The 17,523-nt window shown below is 64.1% G+C and carries 17 protein-coding genes and 1 pseudogene; 8 read left to right on the top strand and 10 right to left on the bottom strand.

The features are described 5' to 3' along the window. Window positions 1-414: 414 nt before the first annotated feature. From ACTGJ9_RS12600 to ACTGJ9_RS12585, 4 genes are all read left to right on the top strand, one after another. Window positions 415-567, top strand: a complete 153-nt coding sequence (locus ACTGJ9_RS12600; RefSeq protein WP_456677297.1) for a hypothetical protein — start codon at window positions 415-417, stop codon at window positions 565-567. A gap of 71 nt (window positions 568-638) precedes the next feature. Then, a complete protein-coding gene (locus ACTGJ9_RS12595; RefSeq protein ID WP_456677296.1) occupies window positions 639-1,427 on the top strand; it encodes an SDR family NAD(P)-dependent oxidoreductase in 789 nt (262 codons plus the stop codon). A gap of 122 nt (window positions 1,428-1,549) precedes the next feature. Continuing rightward, a complete protein-coding gene (locus ACTGJ9_RS12590) occupies window positions 1,550-1,987 on the top strand; it encodes a hypothetical protein (protein ID WP_456677295.1) in 438 nt (145 codons plus the stop codon). A 520-nt stretch (window positions 1,988-2,507) separates the two neighbouring features. Continuing rightward, a complete protein-coding gene (locus tag ACTGJ9_RS12585; protein ID WP_456677294.1) occupies window positions 2,508-2,852 on the top strand; it encodes a hypothetical protein in 345 nt (114 codons plus the stop codon). Between the two features lie 70 nt (window positions 2,853-2,922). Here ACTGJ9_RS12585 and ACTGJ9_RS12580 read toward each other — a convergent pair whose 3' ends face one another. The 4 genes from ACTGJ9_RS12580 to ACTGJ9_RS12565 all read right to left on the bottom strand — a co-directional run bounded on the left by ACTGJ9_RS12580 (window position 2,923) and on the right by ACTGJ9_RS12565 (window position 5,676). Further along, complete coding sequence (locus ACTGJ9_RS12580; protein WP_456677293.1) at window positions 2,923-3,336, bottom strand: VOC family protein; 414 nt, start codon at window positions 3,334-3,336, stop codon at window positions 2,923-2,925. Between the two features lie 49 nt (window positions 3,337-3,385). After that, complete coding sequence (locus ACTGJ9_RS12575) at window positions 3,386-3,922, bottom strand: SRPBCC family protein (protein ID WP_456677292.1); 537 nt, start codon at window positions 3,920-3,922, stop codon at window positions 3,386-3,388. A gap of 87 nt (window positions 3,923-4,009) precedes the next feature. Further along, entirely contained in the window at window positions 4,010-5,311 is a 1,302-nt protein-coding gene (locus tag ACTGJ9_RS12570; RefSeq protein WP_456677291.1) for an RNA polymerase sigma factor, read from the bottom strand. Beyond that, on the bottom strand, window positions 5,308-5,676 hold the full coding sequence (locus tag ACTGJ9_RS12565) for a YciI family protein (protein ID WP_456677290.1): 369 nt from the start codon (window positions 5,674-5,676) through the stop codon (window positions 5,308-5,310). Before ACTGJ9_RS12565 ends, ACTGJ9_RS12570 begins: the two co-directional genes overlap by 4 nt. Before the next feature lie 144 nt (window positions 5,677-5,820). On the opposite strand from ACTGJ9_RS12565, the gene ACTGJ9_RS12560 reads away from it, so the two are divergent. Further along, the gene (locus ACTGJ9_RS12560) at window positions 5,821-6,786 is read left to right on the top strand and encodes a 2-hydroxyacid dehydrogenase (RefSeq protein WP_456677289.1); all 966 of its coding nucleotides are present in this window, start codon (window positions 5,821-5,823) and stop codon (window positions 6,784-6,786) included. 108 nt (window positions 6,787-6,894) lie between these two features. Beyond that, window positions 6,895-8,862, top strand: a complete 1,968-nt coding sequence (locus ACTGJ9_RS12555; protein ID WP_456677288.1) for a cache domain-containing protein — start codon at window positions 6,895-6,897, stop codon at window positions 8,860-8,862. A gap of 5 nt (window positions 8,863-8,867) precedes the next feature. Here ACTGJ9_RS12555 and ACTGJ9_RS12550 read toward each other — a convergent pair. Beyond that, a pseudogene (locus ACTGJ9_RS12550) lies at window positions 8,868-9,535 on the bottom strand (TetR/AcrR family transcriptional regulator). A gap of 108 nt (window positions 9,536-9,643) precedes the next feature. Here ACTGJ9_RS12550 and ACTGJ9_RS12545 point away from each other — a divergent pair. Continuing rightward, the gene (locus ACTGJ9_RS12545; protein WP_456677287.1) at window positions 9,644-10,288 is read left to right on the top strand and encodes a glutathione binding-like protein; all 645 of its coding nucleotides are present in this window, start codon (window positions 9,644-9,646) and stop codon (window positions 10,286-10,288) included. 60 nt (window positions 10,289-10,348) lie between these two features. On the opposite strand, the gene ACTGJ9_RS12540 is transcribed toward ACTGJ9_RS12545, so the two are convergent. The 5 genes from ACTGJ9_RS12540 to ACTGJ9_RS12520 form a co-directional block, all read right to left on the bottom strand. Beyond that, complete coding sequence (locus ACTGJ9_RS12540) at window positions 10,349-12,007, bottom strand: hydantoinase B/oxoprolinase family protein (protein ID WP_456677286.1); 1,659 nt, start codon at window positions 12,005-12,007, stop codon at window positions 10,349-10,351. A 2-nt stretch (window positions 12,008-12,009) separates the two neighbouring features. Continuing rightward, window positions 12,010-14,094: a hydantoinase/oxoprolinase family protein gene (locus ACTGJ9_RS12535; protein ID WP_456677285.1), complete on the bottom strand. Its 2,085-nt coding sequence runs from the start codon at window positions 14,092-14,094 to the stop codon at window positions 12,010-12,012. Between the two features lie 141 nt (window positions 14,095-14,235). Continuing rightward, window positions 14,236-15,042, bottom strand: a complete 807-nt coding sequence (locus tag ACTGJ9_RS12530) for an NAD-dependent protein deacetylase (RefSeq protein WP_456677284.1) — start codon at window positions 15,040-15,042, stop codon at window positions 14,236-14,238. Between the two features lie 267 nt (window positions 15,043-15,309). Next, the gene (locus ACTGJ9_RS12525; protein ID WP_456677283.1) at window positions 15,310-15,714 is read right to left on the bottom strand and encodes a hypothetical protein; all 405 of its coding nucleotides are present in this window, start codon (window positions 15,712-15,714) and stop codon (window positions 15,310-15,312) included. A 41-nt stretch (window positions 15,715-15,755) separates the two neighbouring features. Further along, on the bottom strand, window positions 15,756-16,541 hold the full coding sequence (locus ACTGJ9_RS12520; protein ID WP_456677282.1) for a sensor histidine kinase: 786 nt from the start codon (window positions 16,539-16,541) through the stop codon (window positions 15,756-15,758). Between the two features lie 675 nt (window positions 16,542-17,216). Between ACTGJ9_RS12520 and ACTGJ9_RS12515 the strand changes: the two genes are divergently transcribed. After that, entirely contained in the window at window positions 17,217-17,477 is a 261-nt protein-coding gene (locus tag ACTGJ9_RS12515; RefSeq protein WP_456677281.1) for a DUF1488 domain-containing protein, read from the top strand. Window positions 17,478-17,523: the final 46 nt, after the last annotated feature.

Below are 17,523 nucleotides of genomic sequence, written 5' to 3'. Positions count from 1 at the left end.
ATTGCACAATCAATGCGTGTATGCCTAATTGCCTCTGGGAGCGAGGAAACCGCGAGGCAATCACCAGCCGTTCGCTGTTTTCCGTCGATTTGGAGCTGGGCGCTCCAACGTTTTGAGACGGGGGCGTATGACATCCAAGATCGGGGCTTTGCCGCTTTTGCTTGCCGGATTTTTGTTGGCGAGTTGCGCGAGCCCGCGCAGCCTCGATGAACCGCCCTTGCAGATCCCGCCGCTGAAGCCGGGTTTCGGCCGTGTCTATTTCACCCGGCCGGGCAAGTTCCAGGGCTCGGCCGTTCAGCCCGAGATTCGGATGAACAATGAAGTCGTCGGCAGGTCCGTGCCCGGCGGATTCACTTTGTCGACCGCCCGCCGGGGAACTACGTTGTGACAACGACGACCGAGGTTCAAAACACAGTGACGTTCCAATTGGCCGCGGGAGAGTCGAAGTACATCAAGACCGCAGTGTCGGCCGGCATCCTTGTCGGCCATGTCACGCCGACGCTCGAATTCCCCGAGCAGGGACAATCCGACATCGGCCGCCTCAGATATGTCGGCCCCAAATTCTGATCGCTCATCGTGATCCCTTGCGCGGGACCGACTAAACTGTCATGCCGCGGGTCCGAGCAAAGGACCGCGCCATGACCTCCTCCCCCGCCAGAGTTGCTCTGATTACCGGCGCCGCGCGCGGGATCGGGCTGGCGACGGTGAAGCGCTTTCTCGCCGAAGGCTGGCGCGTGGTGCTGCTCGATATCGAGGGAGAGCTGCAGGCGGCCGCCACAGCGGCGCTGAAGAATCCCGACAACACGCTGGCGATCACCTGCGACGTGTCGGACGCAGGCGCCGTGGGAGCTGCAATGGCCGCGGTCATGAGCCGCTTCGGCCGGCTCGACGCGCTCGTCAACAATGCCGGCGTCGCGGTGTTCGCGCCGGTGCTGGAGACCAGCGATGCCGAGTGGAACAGGATCATGGCGGTCAACCTCACCGGCCCGTTCCTCTGCACCAAGGCGGCCGCGCCGCTGATGCGCGAGCAAGGCGGCGGCGCCATCGTCAACATTACGTCGATCTCGGCCGTACGCGCCTCGACGCTGCGCTCGGCCTACGGCACCAGCAAGGCCGGGCTTGCGCACCTCACCAAGCAGCTCGCGGTCGAGCTCGCCTCGCTCAACATCCGCGTCAATGCGGTCGCACCGGGGCCGGTCGACACTGCGATGGCGAAGCAGGTGCATACCCGGGAGATCCGCGCCGATTATCACGATGCCATCCCGCTCAACCGCTACGGCCTGGAGGAGGAACTCGCAGAAGCGATCTTCTTCTTGTGCTCGGAGCGCGCAAGCTACATCACCGGCCAAATTTTGGCCGTCGATGGCGGCTTCGATGCGGCCGGCATCGGCCTGCCGACGCTGCGTGGCGAACGGCGGAACGGGTAAATTTTGTACGGTGAGCAAAGGCGCTCTTGCGCCGTGCCCACCATGTTCTCCGGATTTGCGGCGCCGATGGTGAGCACCCCACGCCTTGCCCACCCGACCGGAACCGAGTTGGTGGAGACTTCATGCGACGCATTGCTTTCGTCAAGGCCTGGATCTTCGCAACCGCGCTGCTCGCTTCCGTCCCGGCCAGGGCGGAGATCCGTATCATCCAGAGTCCCGGCGGACAGGTCGGGCCGTTCCTCGATCTGTTCGAGAAGGTGCGCGAGACCGGCGATCGCGTAGTGATCGACGGTCCCTGCCTGTCGGCCTGCACGCTGGTGCTCAGCATCGTGCCGGGCGATCGCATCTGCGTCACCAAACGCGCCGTGCTCGGTTTCCATGCCGCGCGTTCAGTCGACCGGCGCGGACGCTTCTATGCCGAGCCGGAAGCATCCGAAGCCGTGCTTGCGGCCTATCCGGGCCCCGTGCGCGACTGGATCAGCCGTCACGGCGGCCTCACCTCGCGGTTGCTTTTGCTGAAGGGGCGCGACCTCGCTGCGATCTATCCGCGCTGTCGATGACAATGCGGTTGCAGGCGGCGGTGCCGATGCATGGCCTCATGCGCCGACCACGATATGCAGCGTGAATCGCGTCACACCATGGCCAAGTTGACTTGGCATACAGTCGACCAAACGACACCGATGTCCCGTCGCAAACCGGCGTCTACTGGAAAACGATCTGCACCACCGGCGCAAGCTTCACGCTCGCGCAGATCAGCATTCCCCACAGAGCAAAGTTGATTTGTAGCGCCGCCGCCATCGGTCGCTCCCTTCCAAGTCACGTCCGCCCTAATTTGTAGTTATTGTGAACAAAGCTAACGATTCGGGCGCGAAGTTCACAGCCTAATCTTGCGCCAATTGTTGTGCGCTGCAATTCGCTTCACGTCACAAACTCGCTCGCGCTCTTCTCGCAAACTGAATCGAGCGCACGATCTCCTTTCGGCCATGCCGGTGTCGTCGTTTTCCCTCAAGTCCCGGGTAAGCGTCGCGATGCAAAGTTTTCCACGCGGATTTGCGTGGCGTACCACACGGCAGGTTCGGCATGGCTCGATACATTCTCGTCTTGCTCAGTTTTTGCGCAGCGCTCGCGGGATGCGCAAGCGCGCCGGCGGCTGAACGTCGTCCGATCGCGTGGGACGGACTCGGTCAGGATCCCAATCGTCCTGCTGTCACAAAACGCAGCCTTGGCAAACACGCACCAGAGAGCGATCCCAATGCGGAGCGGCAGAGGGTGCTGGCCACGCTGCGTCCCTACTCCGACGCATGGTGGGCTGTTCAAGACGAGATCGAGGCCGAGAACGACAGGCAGCTCGGCTCGAAGCTCGTGATCTGCCGCAACTGCGTGACGCAGCCGCCCGGAGAGGACGTGACGGGATCGATCCGCTGACGAGCCGCGCTTCCTCTCTCGATAAAATCGAGAGAAGAAGCGGCAGCTCAGGGAACCAGCAGGGGTGCGCTTACATTCCTTCGGCGGGGCAGTTCACCATCCAGGGAATACCGAACTTGTCGACGCACATGCCAAAGCCCTTGGCCCAGAACGTCTTGCCGAAGGGCATGGTGACGATGCCGCCATCGGCAAGCGCGTTGAACTTGCGCTCGCCGTCCGCCGGGTCCGCGACAGTGACCGAGATCGAAAAGCCCTGCGGCTTTTGAACATGCTCGGGCGGCGCGTCGGAGGCCATCAGCACGCTGCCGTCGGGCAACGACAACCGCGCATGCATAATCGTCTTCTCGCGGCCGGGCGCGCCCGGCATATCCGCCGGCGCATCCGAGACACGCATCATGGCGTCGATCTTGCCGCCGAGTACCTTGGCGTAATAGTTGAACGCCGCTTCACAGGTGTCCTGATAGAACAGATAGGCACTGACCATCGTTTCTCTCCTCTTTCCGTCTCTTTGCATCTTGGGGCGGTGGCTGGCGTTACTTCTCGGTGAGCTTCTTCAGGCCGGCGAGGCCGGCCTCAAAGTCCTTGCCAATCATTGTGTCCATGTTGATGAAGACCTGCATCACCTTCGACATCAAGGGCGCCGGACCGTACATCGCCCACGTGACCAGTGTCGCATCGCCTTGCGGCATAAAGGTGAACTCGGCGGTGTTGTGGCCCTCGAAAGGCCGCTCGAAATCGAGCTTGATGCGGAGTTTCGACGGCGTGCTCGCCTCGAGGATCTCCATATGGCCGGCGCCGACATTGCTGTTGCCATCCCAGGCATAGGTCGCGCCCTTCCCTGCCGCGGTTCCTCCGAAGGTGCGCTTCATGGCGGGGTCGCGCCCCTCATAGGGCGACCAGCTGGTCCAGAAGTGGAAATCGGAGACGAGCGGATAGATCGCCTCGGCCGGCGCCTTCAGCGCGAGCGAGCGCTCGACCCGGAACGTGTCGGGCTTGGTGAGGGCGAAAACGAGGATGCCCGCGATCCCGGCCGCGAGCAGGACAGCGACAATGGCAATGGCTCTCAGCATAAAGGACTCCTGGATACGGGATTAAGACGAAGGGAGACGGCGGGGACCGACAATTGGCGGGAAGAATTATTTGCTGTCGCTTGACCCTTACTTGGCCTTCGCACCCTGCCGGGCGCCGCCATTGGCTCCCTTCGGCTGGCTGTCCCGGATCAGGCGGTCAATGTGCATGCGGATGTGGGCGGCCTCGGCCGAGGTGTTGGCCAGCGCGATGGCGCGGTCGAAGGCGATACGGGCTTCGTCGTTGCGGCCGAGCTGCATCAGGAAGGCCCCGCGCACGCCGTAAAAATGAAAGTAGTTGGCAAGTTTCGGCGCCAGCGGCTCGATCAGGTCGAGCGCGGCCTGCGGCCCGCGCACCTTGGAGACCGCGACCGCGCGGTTGAGCGTCACCACCGGCGAGGGCTGCACCACTTCGAGCGCACCGTAGAGCAGGTCGATCTGGGTCCAGTCGGTCTCATCCGGCTTCGCCGCGCGCGCATGCAGCGCTGCGATCGCGGCCTGGATCTGGTAAGGCCCGCTGCGGCGATGGCGCATCGCCTTGTCGATCAGCGCGAGGCCCTCCGCGATCATGGTGCGGTTCCACAGCGAGCGATCCTGGTCCTCGAGGAGAATGAGCGTGCCGTCTTTAGCGAAGCGCGCGGCGCTGCGCGCGTGCTGCAACAGGATCAGAGCAGTCAGGCCCATGATCTCAGGCTCGCCCTGAAACAAGCGCAGCAACAACCGCGCCAGCCGGATCGCTTCCTCGCACAGCGGCTTGCGGATCTCCGCAGTGTCGCCGCTTGCCGAATAGCCCTCGTTGAAGATCAGATAGATCATCGCTGCGACGCCGGCGAGCCGCTCGGAGCGCTCGATCGCGCCGGGCGTTTCGAACGGCGTTCCGGCTTCCGCGACTTTCGCCTTGGCGCGGGTGATGCGCTGCTCCATCGCCGCATCCGAGACCAGGAAGGCGCGCGCGATCTGCTTCACGGTTAGGCCGGAGACGATGCGCAGCGCGAGCGCGATCTGCTGCGTCGCCGGCAATTGCGGATGGCAGCAGATGAACATCAGCCGCAAAATATCGTCGCGGTAGTGCGAGCCGTCGAGCCGCTCGGCGAGCGCGCCCTCGGCGTCGTCGAGATCGGAGATCGCCTGGTCGTCCTCGGGCAATGGCTGCTGCTTGCGGGTGCGGCGCACCTCGTCGATCGCGACATTGCGGCCGACCATGATCAGCCAGGCCGCGGGATCGCGCGGCGGCCCGTTCTGCGGCCAGGTTTTCAGCGCGCGCAGGCAGGCGTTCTGAAATGCCTCCTCAGCCGTATCGAGATCGCGAAAATAGCGCAGCAGCGCACCCACCGCCTGCGGACGCGCCGAGGTCAGCGCGGTCTCGATCCAGCCGGTGTCGGCCTCGCTCACGCGGAAATTCCTCCGGGCCGGAATACGCCGACGGGCCGCACCTCATAGGCGCCGCCGGGATTGGCCGCACCAAGATCGCGCGCGACGTCGAGCGCATCGTCGAGGTTCTTGCAGTCGACGATGTAGAAGCCGAGCAGCTGCTCCTTGGTCTCGGCATAGGGGCCGTCGAGCACCAGCGGCGGGTCTTCCTTGCGCAACGTCGCCGCCGCCGTGGTCGGCAGCAGCCGGGCCACCGGCCCGAGCCGGCCCTGTTGGTTCAGCCTATCCTGCACCACGGCGAGCTTCTTCATCACGGCCTCGTCCTGGTCCTTGCTCCAGGAGCCGACGAAGTCCTCGTCGTGATAGCAAAGGATCGCATAAAGCATGGACAGCACCTTCCCTGAACGCTTGTTTTGAAGACGATCCACTATGCCCCGCCCCGACAGGGCTGCGGAAAGAATTTGCGAGAAAAATCCGTCGGATCGTGCCAAGGAGGGCCTTCAAAAGCGGAACCTTATGAGGCACTTCGAATGACCGTGGGCATACTGGCCGTCCTGATCAACAGCACGCAGCAGAACTGGCTGCCGGAGCGCTGGAAGGTCCGCTTCGACGCGGTCTGCGGCGGCCGCCGCGTGGTGGTGCTGCCGGATACCGGTCTCGATCCCGCCGAGGTGCACTATGCCGCGGTGTGGAAGCCGGTCCCGGGCGACCTCGGCTCTTTCCCCAATCTGCGGGCGATCTTCAATCTCGGCGCCGGTGTCGATGCGCTGATGGCGGACAAGAGCCTGCCTGACGTGCCGCTGGTCCGCGTCGCCGTGCCGGATCTCACCAATCGCATGACCGAATATGTCGTGCTGCACGTGCTGATGCACCACCGCCAGGAGCTTTACCTGCGCGACTCGCAACGCGCGAAGCGCTGGGAGCCCAGATATCAGTGGCCGGCGAGCGCGGTCACGGTCGGCATCATGGGCCTCGGCACGCTCGGTGCCGACGCGGCCGACGTGCTGCGGCGGCTCGGCTTCCGGCTCGCCGGCTGGAGCCGTAGCCCGCGCACGATCGCGGGGGTCGAGTGTTTCCACGGCACGGCCGGAATGGATGCGTTCCTGCGCAAGACCGACATTCTGGTGTCGCTGTTGCCGCTGACGCCTGACACAAATGGCATCCTCAACCGCGACGTCTTCACAAAGCTCAACCGCAATAGCCCGCTCGGCGCGCCCGTGCTGATCAATGCCGGCCGGGGCGGCCTGCAGAACGAAGCCGATATCCTGGCCTGCCTCGATGACGGCACGTTGGGTGCGGCCTCGCTCGACGTCTTCGTGCAGGAGCCGCAGCCGAAGGACAGCCGGTTCTGGACCCACCCCAAGGTCGTGCTGACCCCGCACAACGCCGCCGACACCGACGCGGATGCGATCTCGGCCTATGTCGCCGAGCAGATCGCAAGGTTCGAGGCGGGTGGCGCGCTGGAGAATGTCGTGGATCGCGGCAGGGGGTATTAAGGCTCCATAGCGTCCCCATCCATACCCCCGCTCCATGCTCCCCGTTCACCCTCTCTTAGAGAGAAGTTGATAGGCATTGTTAATCAATGCTCAACGAACGGGTCCGGCATGCGCTCTCCCCTCGGCCTCAGGATGCGGATCACGGTTGCGCTGGCGCTGACGGCGGCGGCCACCGCGCTGATTGCCGTGCTCGGGGCCATGTGGATCATCGCGGGCATCATCGACCGCGCCGACCAGCGCGAGCTCCGCAGCCATTATGATGCGCTGCTGTCGCGGATCGCGGAAGAGTCGCATCGCGCCGCCGCCATGAGCGCTGTCGTGGCCGCGATGCCGGCGACGCAGGAGGCGATGGCCAGGCAGGATCGCGAGGCGCTGATACGGCTATTCGGGCCGGTGTTCGCCGCCACCAAGTCGGAATACGGCGTCGAGCAGTTCCAGTTCCATACGCCGCCCGCGACGTCCTTCCTGCGCGTGCACCAGCCGGCGAACTTCGGCGACGACCTCTCGACTTTCCGCAAGACCGTCGTCGACGCCAATCAGGAGCACAAAGTGGTCGTCGGCCTCGAAGGCGGCGTCGCCGGGCTCGGCATCCGCGGCGTGGTTCCGATTGCCCAAGCCGGCAAACATCTCGGCTCGGTGGAGTTCGGCCTGACTTTCGGCCAATCCTTCATCGAGGATTTCAAGCTCAACCGCCATGTCGACATCGCCTTCCATCTCGCCGATGGCGCGGGCCTCAAGCTGTTCGGCGGCACGCTGAAGGGCAAGAGCTTCTTCGAGCCGGCTGACTACAGTCGCGCCGCCGGCGGCGGCTTCACCGTGAAGCAGGCCAAGCTCGACACGACGCCGATCGCCGCGCTGCTCGGGCCGATCAAGGATTTTTCCGGAAAACCGCTCGGCGCCGTCGAGCTGGTGATGGACAATTCCGATTACGTGGCCTCCGCCGACCGCGCCTGGATGCTCGCAATCGCCATCGCCGCGCTCGGGCTCGTGCTGGCTGCGATCGTCGGCTATCTCATTGCCCGCGGCATCTCGCGGCCGATCCTCTCCATCACCAGCATCATGCGCGAGCTCGCCGACGGCCGGATCGACGTCGCCGTCCCCGAAAGCAAGACGAACGACGAAGTCGGCGCGATGGTAAAGGCGGTCGCGGTGTTCCGTGACAACGCCGTCAATTTCAGCAAGCTCCAGGCCGATCAGCTCGAGGCCAAGGCCCAGTCCGAGGCCGAGAAGCGGCGCGCCTTCGCGGCACTCGCCGACAATTTCGAGGCCAGCATCCGCGACGTCGTCACCACGGTGTCCTCGGCCGCGGTCGAGATGGAGCACACCGCGCGCTCGATGTCCGATATCGTCGAGCAGTCGCGCCATCAGACCCGCGCGGTCTCGTCGGCCTCGGCGCTCGCCTCGGAAAATGTGCAGACGGTGGCGGCCGCAGCGGAGGAATTGTCCTCGTCGATGACCGAGATCAGCCGCCGCCTTGCTCATGGCACCGAAGTGGTGGGCAAGGCCGCCAGCGACGGCCGGCAGTCCAACGAACGGGTGCAGAGTCTGGCAGAGGCCGCGCAAAAAATCGGCGACGTCGTCTCCTTCATCAATGGCATCGCCGGGCAGACCAATCTACTGGCGCTGAATGCGACGATCGAGGCCGCGCGCGCGGGCGAAGCCGGTCGCGGCTTTGCGGTGGTCGCCTCCGAAGTCAAGGCGCTCGCGACCCAGACCGCGAAGGCGACCGAAGAGATCGGCGCGCAGGTGACGGCCGTTCAGGGTGAAACCGCGGGCGCCGTCAATGGCATCCAGTCGATCTGCGCGACGATCCAGCAGGTCGACGAAATCTCCGCCGCGATCGCGGCGGCCGTCGGCCAGCAGGGCACGGCGACACAGGAGATCGCGCAGAACGTTCAGCAGGCCGCAGCGCGCACCGGCGAGGTCTCGCAGAACATCGCCGGCGTCACCGACGGCATCGCCGCGACGGGCACGGCCGCGGAAGAAGTACTGGTCTCGGCGATCGAGCTGTCAAAGCAGTCGCAGCGCCTGCGCGACGAGGTGGATCGTTTCCTCGCACAGATACGGGCAGCGTAACGCGGCTAAGGCTTAAGCTTGGCTCCCACCATCACATCAATCGCGCCATTCACAATGGCCTCCAGCTCCTTGCGCGAGACGCGCGCGCGGGAGCGGATAGCAATGGAGTGCACGGTCGCCGATGCGATCTGCGCCAGCACGGCAGGGTTGGCGCTCTCCGGCAACTCGCCTTTCTCCTTGGCTCGCCGGAAGCAATTGGCAAAAGCCTTATCGAGCTCGGTCAGTCCATCCACCACCATCGCGCGGATCTCGGGATCGCCAACCGCTTCGGAGGCCGCGGTCACCACCGTGAAGCAGCCGCGAGGACCGGTTTCGCCGGAGAGATAGATGTTCAGCGCGCATGCGAAGATGCCCTCAAGCGCTGACGCACCGGCATCTCCTCTCGAAATATCTCGGCCATCGAGGCGCGCGCGTCCTCGCGGTAGCGCTGATAGCTCTTGATGTAGAGCTCGCGCTTGTCGCCGAAGGCGCCGTAAAGGCTCGGCCGGTTCATGCCGGTGGCCTCGCTGAGATCATCGAGTGAGGTCGCGGCAAAACCTTGCTTGCGAAACAGATCGAGCGCCCTGCCGAGGGCGACGTCGGGCTCATAGGCGCGCGGCCGTCCGCGACGCTTAGGCTCGACGCGGCGCCCGGGTTCAGTGGCCGCAGCCGGTGGCTTTGATTTTTGTACCATGTCGCAAATTAATCCTTGACCCGCCACATATTATGCAAGATAGTACAAAAATCAATCTGGCCAGGTTGAGCGACACTCACAAAGAGAATTTGCCCAAGGAGGCCCACGATGGATGTTTATTTCTCGCCGCTCGCCTGCTCCATGGCGACGCGCGTCGCGCTCTATGAAGCCGGCGCCGAGGCGAATTATCTCGAAGTCGATCCCCCGACCAAGACGGTGCTGAAGGACGGCTCCGACTTTCGTACCGTCAATCCGATCGGCCTGGTGCCGACGCTGCGCACCGACGAAGGCGTGGTGCTGACCGAGAACGCCGCGATCCTGCAATATATCGCCGATCGTTTTCCGCAGTCCGGCCTCGGCGCCGCAGCGGGCATCGATCGCACCCGGCTGCATCAATGGCTCTGCTTCATCGGCACCGAGCTGCACAAGGGCCTGTTCGTGCCCGTGCTCGACCGCAAGGCATCGCGGGAGGTCAAGGCCTACGTACTCGAGAAGAACCTGTCGCGGCTCGACTATCTCGACAACTACCTGAAGGGGCGCGAGTTCCTGCTCGACCATTTCAGCGTTGCCGATGCCTATCTCGTCACGGTCATCAACTGGACCATGGCGACGCCGCCGATCGAGCTTTCGAAATGGCCGAACGTGAAGGCCTATTACGAGCGCCTGCGGCAACGGCCGTCGATTGTGAAAGCGATCGCGGAGGAGTTCGAGCTGTACAAGGCCGAGCAGGCGCGGAAAAAGGCGGCGGCGTAACGTCGGTTCATCGAGGCGTCGTCCCGGCTGTCACAGCCGGGACGACGCTTTCTCGTTGGCTCACCGCGTGTAGCCGTACATCGCAGCCGCACTGTCTGACGACACAAGCCCGCTCTCGACATCGTCCTTGACGGCCGCGCGATCGCGCTCGCTGGGCGTACCGATGCCGCCACCGCCCGGGGTCATCACCACGAGCCGGTCATCTGCCGGAATGGTCTGAAAGCCCTTGCCACGCATCTTTTGGCCGGACTTCAGGCCAACACAACCAGCCTCGCCGTTCTGGCCGCCATCGCGTCCGCGTGGCGGATGGTCGATGCGATCGAATGCCGCGAGGATGTCGAAGGGCGCATCGATGCCGGTGCCGACCTCGATGATCTGGCCGAGGCCGCCGCGGGTGCGTCCCGCCCCGCCAGAGTCGGGACGCAGCTCCTTGCGCCAGAAGATCAACGGCGTCTGGGTTTCGGCGATCTCGACCGGTGTGCCGCGCACGCCGCTGGGGTACGCGGTCGCGGACAAGCCATCCTTGCCGAAACGCGCGCCGGTGCCGCCGTTGGACGTCACCGCCATCGAGAACCCGTAATTGCCGCCAGCACCGCTGCGGGTCTGTCCGCGCACGTTGAGATTCCACAAGCACGAAGTGCCTTCGGCCGGCACCCGCTCGGGAATGATCTGGCGCAGACAGCCGAACACCACGTCGGGCAGCATCTGGCCGACGATGTGACGCGACGCCACGGGCGCCGGCTTCGGCGCATTGAGGATGGCGCCAGCAGGCGCGGAGACCGTCAACGCCGAGAGCGAGCCGGCATTGTTCGGGATCTGCGAGGCGACGACGCAGCCGAGGCCGAACACGGTATAGGCCGTGGTGTAGGAGAGCGGCACGTTGATGCCGAACTTCGAGGCGGCCGAGGTGCCGTCGAAATCGACATGGATGCCGTCGTCCGAGATCGTCAGCGTCGCGGCCAGCGTGACCGGCGCGTCATAGCCGTCGACCACCATGCTGTTGCGCCAGCTTCCTTTCGGCAATTTCGCGATCTCGGCCAGCACCGCCTCGCGCGAGCGATCGCAGATGTAGTCGCCGAGCTCATCGAGGGTGTCGATCTCGAATTCGGTCATCATCTCGACCAGGCGCTCGCAGCCGACATCGTTGCAGCCGGCGAGCGAATAGGTGTCGCCCTCGGTATCGATCGGCAGTCGCGTGTTGGTGCGGATCATCGCCATCAGCGTCTCGTTGATGACGCCCTGCTCGATCAGCTTCAGCATCGGGATGTAGAGCCCCTCCATGAACACGTCGGTGGCGTCGGGGCCGAAGCCGATGCCGCCGATGTCCATCAGGTGGCTGGTGCAGGAAAACAGCGCGACGACCTTGCCGTCCTTGAAGCAGGGCGTGGTGACGACGAAGTCGTTGAGGTGGCCGGTACCCATCCAGGGATCGTTGGTGATGAAGGCGTCGCCTTGCTTCATCGTCTCCAGCGGAAAATGGTTGATGAAGTGCTTGACCGATTCCGCCATCGAGTTGACGTGGCCGGGCGTGCCGGTCACCGCCTGCGCCAGCATCCGCCCCCTGAGGTCGAACACGCCGGCCGACAGGTCGCCGCATTCGCGTACGATCGGGCTGAAGGCGGTGCGGAGCAGCACCTGCGCCTGCTCCTCGACCACGGCGATCAGCCGGTGCCACATGATCTGAAGGTCGATCAGGCTCGCGCCTTTTGCCTTGCTCATGATCAGGCCGCCTTTCGTTCCATGACGATGCTGCCGGCACCGTCGATATGCGCGTCGAAGCTGTTCGAGACGAAGGTGGACGTTTCGTCTTCCGCGATCACGGCAGGACCCGCAATCGTCGCGCCCGGCGCCATGTCCTCGCGGCGATAGAGCGGGATCTCGATCACCCCGCCTGCCCGGCCGTCGAAGAATTTGCGGCTGCCCGACGCTTTGCCTGCGGGCTTGCGCGTCACGGCGGCAACCGTCGGCGGATTGCGCGCTTCGGTGGTCGCAAGCACCGACCAGCTCAGCACCTCGATCGCCGCGCCCGGGATCGAACGCTCGAACATTGCGGAATAATCCGCTTCGAATTTTTGGCGCAGGCCGGCGAGATCGGCCGAGGTCAGCGGCCGGTTCGGCAGCTCGACGGTGATCTCGTGGCCCTGGCCGACATAGCGCATGAACGCAGCGCGGCGTTCCCGCACCGGCGCGCCGGCAGCACCCGGCTCGACCAGCGCACGCGCTTCGGTGACCATGTCCTGAAGCAGGTCGGACACTGCACCCGTGTCGAAATCGTCGAGCCGGACGTGGCGGCTGCGCACGAGTTCATAGGCGATGGGAGCCGCAAGGAATCCGACCGCCGAACCGACGCCAGCATTCGAGGGGACGATCACCCTGGAAACGCCGATCTTCTCGGCGACGCGCGCGGCATGGAGCGGCGCGGCACCGCCGAAGGCGATCAGAGTGTGCTGGCCGACGATCTCGCCGCGTTCGACCGCGTGCACGCGCGCAGCGCTCGCCATGTTCTCGCAGACGACCTCGTGCACGGCATAGGCCGCGGTTTCCGCCGACAGGCCCAGCGGCTCGCCGACCTCACGCAACAGCGCCTGTTTCGAGAGCTCCGGGTCGAGCTTGATCGTGCCGCCCGCAAAGGCGTCAGGATCGATCATGCCGAGCGCAAGGTCGGCATCGGTCACGGCCGGGCGCTGGCCACCGCGGCCGTAGCAGGCAGGCCCCGGCTCCGACGATGCGCTCTCGGGACCGACCGTGACGCGCTTCATGGCGTCGAGATGGGCGATTGAGCCGCCGCCGGCGCCGATCTCGACCATCTCGATCACGGGGATGCGGACCGGCAGGCCCGAGCCTTTCAGGAAGCGCGCGGCACGATCGACCTCGAACACGCGCGAGGTCTCGGGCTGGTATTTCTCGATCAGGCAGATCTTGGCGGTGGTGCCGCCCATGTCGAAAGAGAGCACCTTGCTCTCGCCAAGACGCGCCGCAATCTGCGCCGCGAAGATGGCGCCGCCCGCGGGGCCGGATTCGACCAGACGCACGGGAAAGCGCCGCGCCGTCTCGATCGAGGTGACGCCACCGCCGGAGGTGACGAGATAGATCGCGCCGCGATACTGCTCGACCTGCAAGGCATCGGACATGCGCGCGAGATAGCCGTCGATCAGCGGCTGCACATAGGCGTTGGCGACCGCTGTCGACGTACGCTCATATTCGCGGATCTCGGGGCACACCGCGGAGGACAGCGTCACGGAGATGCCGGGCATCTCCTCACTGATGATCGCTGCCGTGCGGCGCTCGTGCTCGGGATTGGCATAGGAATGCAGGAAGGCGATCGCGACGCTCTCGACCTTCAGCGCACGCAATTTCGGCGCGAGCGCCTGCACGGCTGCTTCATCCAGCGGGAGGCGAACCGCGCCGTGCGCATCGATGCGCTCGGGCACGGTGAAGCGCAGGCTGCGCGGCGCCAGCGGCTTCGGCTTGTCGATGCTGAGGTCGTACTGATCGTAACGGCTCTCGGTGCCGATATCGAGCACGTCGCGAAAGCCCTCGGTCGCGATCAGCGCGGTCTTGGCGCCGCGCCGCTCGATGATGGCGTTGGTCGCGAGCGTCGTGCCGTGGATAAACACGTCGATGTCGCTGATATGCGCGCGCGCATCGGTAAGGATAAGCCGCATGCCGTCCAGCACCGCCTGCTCGGGCCGCTGCGGAGTCGTCAGCACCTTGCGCGTCTTGCGCACCTCACCCACGTCCAGCACGATATCCGTGAACGTGCCACCGATATCGACGGCAAGCCGCACCTCGGCTCCCTCAAGCATTCCTGAAAACTCCGTGCTGATCGTCAAACTGAGATCGAAACCGCAGCAATTTTCATACCAGCGACGGTGCAAATGGTGAAGCCATCCGCATCCTCCGCGTGGCACCTATGCGATAGGGGCGTGCTCGCGAAGTCCGCCTGATCAGAGCAGGAATGCGAGCGCCGCCTCGCAGCGCTCCTCGACCTTGAGCGTCAGGAGATCGTCGGCACGGGTGCGTCCGAGATTGACCGCGGCGATCGGAATCTGCCGATCTGCGGCAGCCTTTACGAAGCGGAAGCCGGAATAGACCATCAACGACGAGCCGACGATCAGCATCGCGTCGGCCTGCGACAGATGGTCCTGCGCGGTAGCGACCACGTCGCGCGGGACGTTCTCGCCGAAAAACACCACGTCGGGCTTGAGGATGCCGCCGCAGGCTTCGCAAGCAGGCACCTTGAACGACGAGAAATCCGCATGCTCCAGGTCGGCGTCGCCGTCAGGCGCGTCCGCCGCATCGAGCGTCAGCCATTCAGCATTGGCGCGGCCAAGCGCATCCTGGAATTCGTTGCGCGGCGTCTTGCGGCCGCAGCCCATGCAACGGACCAGGTCGAGCCGTCCGTGCAAATCGATCACCTCCCGGTGACCGGCGGATTGATGCAGCCGGTCGACATTCTGGGTCAGCAGCATCTCGCAACGCCCGCTCGCCTCGAGCCGGGCGAGCGCATGATGCGCATCGTTCGGGCGCGCCTGGCCGAACCGCCGCCAGCCGATAAGGCTGCGCGCCCAATAGCGCTGGCGCGTAGGTTGTTCGGACATGAAAGCGTGAAAGTTGACCGGCTGGGCCCGCTTCCAATTGCCGTGGCTGTCGCGATAGTCGGGGATACCGGAATTGGTGCTGCAGCCGGCGCCCGTCAGCACGAACAGTTTTTCGTGCCGGCCGATGAAGTCCTCAAGCGGATGATCTGCCATGGCGCAGATGTAGTCCGCGCCATCAGGTTTTGCCAGATCACCCGCGCTCCGGGCAACGATCCGCCCATCATTGCGTTGCGGACGCTGCCGGCTGTTTCGAAGGCCCGGCCGGCCTCCGCGGCGCAGCCTGCTTCTGCGAGATGACGGCCTTGCCCGCGGGCGCTTCGGGCGCGGTGGGCGCCAGCGGCGCGGATTGGCCGACCGACAACGACACACCGAAAACGCGCCATTGTCCCACTGTTGCTGGATTGCATCGCGAGACTTCCGTCAGACGTTGTGGGGACCGACATCATGCTTGTGCTTGTGAAGAAACCGGGCGAGTTGCCCGCGGAGCACCGCTGTCTCCAACAATGTTCCAACCGACCCGGCAGTGTCGAATATCTCCCGTTGAAGCGTCGTCGGCAGAGAATTCCATTGCATGATGACGGCCGCTCCGAGACACCGCAAAACGCGCTCCTCCTCCGCCGCGAGGGCTGCACCGCACGATCGCTCCGTCTCCCCGGCATTGACTGCATCCACGCATTGATCCGCGAGGACCTGCTCGTTGTCCGCGCGCGACACGAGGCTGTCCTGCAGTTTCTCAAATTTACGGGTGTCGTCCTTGCCGGGCGAATTCCTGGCCAGTTCGCCGTACGCGGCAGCTTTTGCACGATACTGCAGAAATTTAAACATACGGGCTCCTTTCGTTGAGCGTCGGCGTGTGTCCTCGCGCGCTACATGCCGGCTGGCGCCGGGACACTCAGAGACATCAGTGGAACGTCGAACGCGTATGCGAAGCCCCTCTCCGCATAGGTCAATTCCACGTTGCCCTGAAGTTGACGACCAAGGGTTTCAATCAGTCTCGTTCCGAAGCTGCGCTTTTGAGGTGGCCGGATCAACGGACCATCCTTCTCGGTCCAGGTCAGATGAAAGCGTTGCGTCTGCGGGGCAATCGTCCAGACGATATCGACACGCCCCTGCGGGACGGAAAGCGCGCCATATTTCGTGGTGTTCGTGCAAAGCTCGTTGAGCGTCATCGCGACGGCGATGACGGCGCCCGAATTGATCCGGACATCAGGTCCCGAGATCAAGAACTTCGATTCATTGCGGTCGTCGAAAGCTTCGGTCGCGCTGCGGACGACCGGGCGGAGATCGGCGTTGGACCATTTCGTCTGCAAGAGGAGATCGTGTGCCCGGCCGAGCGCCAGTAACCGGCCCTCGATAGCCTGCTGCGCGTGGTCTACGCCTTGCACGTTGCGTAGGCTCTGCGAGACGATGGCCGAAACCGTTGCAAGCGTGTTCTTGACGCGATGATGCAGCTCCTCAAGCATCAGTTTCTGAAGCCTGTCGGATGTCTCTCGCTCTTTGGCGTCGATGCCCGCCCTGGCAAGCAGATCCCTAGTGTTGATCTCGGCTTGGGTCAGAAGAAGCCGCAGGCTGACATTCTCTGCCGCCAGAGCATCCTCGTACGATTCTGTGCCGCCGAGACGCTGGCTCGTACGGAGATCGATCTCGAGCATTGGCGCCTATATCACGTGTGTTGCTGCCCGACCTAACTGCAGGAGAGAGTTCCGTCACGATGGGGAGATTCTGGTGGCACGGTCATTTTGCTTGCGCCCTTCGTTACCGAGAAATACGCAAGGATCTCGGCTGCGTTTCCAAGGACCGCGGCGCTCCGCATTGCCGCCGTGCGCTTGTCTCCTGACGGCATCTCGCGGGCACGATTGAGGGCGTCGATGGCCCTGGTGCTCAACTCGCAAGTCAACGAGGCCGGGATCACTTCTGACGACTTGCTTGATTGAGCCGATGACAAAGGCACGCCGAGAGCGGCTACCATTGTATGAGCATCGAAGCAGCGACCAGCAATAGGAAGAAGATCGGCAGCAAGACTGGAGGTACGAGCCACTCACGAAGGCTGAATCCGGGAGAATCCGACATATTGACCGCCTGTTGGTTACGGCGGGAGCGCAATGCTCTCAGTCACCGATAACAGCCGACGGGCGAGCGGTGATCCGGTCTATATAGGTCACCTTCCCCCGAATTGCGAGGCCCGGCAAAAACTATTGTAACGATCGGCATCGAACCGCGTTGTAACCCCAGCGCCAGGTCCTCACTTGAGAGAATGGCAATCGCGTCGTTCTGCCGACGTTCCTTCCGCCCCGGCGTCGGATCCTGCATCTTGATCGGCCTGTATCATGATCGACTTCCCAAATCACAGCCGCTCATATGACCGGACGCAGCATGCCGTGCGGTTCTGGGGACACGACAGCGCCATCGAGGCCTCGTTCTTCATAGACGAAGGCGCGTTGAAGCGAATTCAACCGAACACACTATCCAGCGAATCGGGATTTCTGAACGCTTTCGATTCCAACCGCGACTTGATATGTGCCACCGCGGCCAGGAAGTATGTCCGCGGCAGCCGGGGCTCTTACAACCTGATCGCAGGAGATTTTTGAAGAGGTCGGCACCGGAGTGACAAGTTCATGGTTTCGTCCGTGAATC

This window comes from Bradyrhizobium sp. RDM12 (assembly GCF_051917485.1).
Classification (GTDB): Bacteria; Pseudomonadota; Alphaproteobacteria; order Rhizobiales; family Xanthobacteraceae; genus Bradyrhizobium.
This window is presented reverse-complemented; position numbering and strand designations above follow the sequence as displayed.

Excerpts from the sequence above, each read along its gene's own strand:
- ACTGJ9_RS12535 (WP_456677285.1), bottom strand. The coding sequence starts at position 14,094 with ATGCTTGAGGGAGCCGAGGTGCGGCTTGCCGTCGATATCGGTGGCACG.
- ACTGJ9_RS12525 (WP_456677283.1), bottom strand. The coding sequence starts at position 15,714 with ATGTTTAAATTTCTGCAGTATCGTGCAAAAGCTGCCGCGTACGGCGAA.
- ACTGJ9_RS12580 (WP_456677293.1), bottom strand. The coding sequence starts at position 3,336 with ATGGTCAGTGCCTATCTGTTCTATCAGGACACCTGTGAAGCGGCGTTC.
- ACTGJ9_RS12545 (WP_456677287.1), top strand. The coding sequence starts at position 9,644 with ATGGATGTTTATTTCTCGCCGCTCGCCTGCTCCATGGCGACGCGCGTC.
- ACTGJ9_RS12515 (WP_456677281.1), top strand. The coding sequence starts at position 17,217 with ATGATCGACTTCCCAAATCACAGCCGCTCATATGACCGGACGCAGCAT.
- ACTGJ9_RS12540 (WP_456677286.1), bottom strand. The coding sequence starts at position 12,007 with ATGAGCAAGGCAAAAGGCGCGAGCCTGATCGACCTTCAGATCATGTGG.
- ACTGJ9_RS12520 (WP_456677282.1), bottom strand. The coding sequence starts at position 16,541 with ATGCTCGAGATCGATCTCCGTACGAGCCAGCGTCTCGGCGGCACAGAA.
- ACTGJ9_RS12565 (WP_456677290.1), bottom strand. The coding sequence starts at position 5,676 with ATGCTTTATGCGATCCTTTGCTATCACGACGAGGACTTCGTCGGCTCC.
- ACTGJ9_RS12585 (WP_456677294.1), top strand. The coding sequence starts at position 2,508 with ATGGCTCGATACATTCTCGTCTTGCTCAGTTTTTGCGCAGCGCTCGCG.
- ACTGJ9_RS12560 (WP_456677289.1), top strand. The coding sequence starts at position 5,821 with ATGACCGTGGGCATACTGGCCGTCCTGATCAACAGCACGCAGCAGAAC.
- ACTGJ9_RS12575 (WP_456677292.1), bottom strand. The coding sequence starts at position 3,922 with ATGCTGAGAGCCATTGCCATTGTCGCTGTCCTGCTCGCGGCCGGGATC.
- ACTGJ9_RS12595 (WP_456677296.1), top strand. The coding sequence starts at position 639 with ATGACCTCCTCCCCCGCCAGAGTTGCTCTGATTACCGGCGCCGCGCGC.
- ACTGJ9_RS12590 (WP_456677295.1), top strand. The coding sequence starts at position 1,550 with ATGCGACGCATTGCTTTCGTCAAGGCCTGGATCTTCGCAACCGCGCTG.
- ACTGJ9_RS12530 (WP_456677284.1), bottom strand. The coding sequence starts at position 15,042 with ATGGCAGATCATCCGCTTGAGGACTTCATCGGCCGGCACGAAAAACTG.
- ACTGJ9_RS12555 (WP_456677288.1), top strand. The coding sequence starts at position 6,895 with ATGCGCTCTCCCCTCGGCCTCAGGATGCGGATCACGGTTGCGCTGGCG.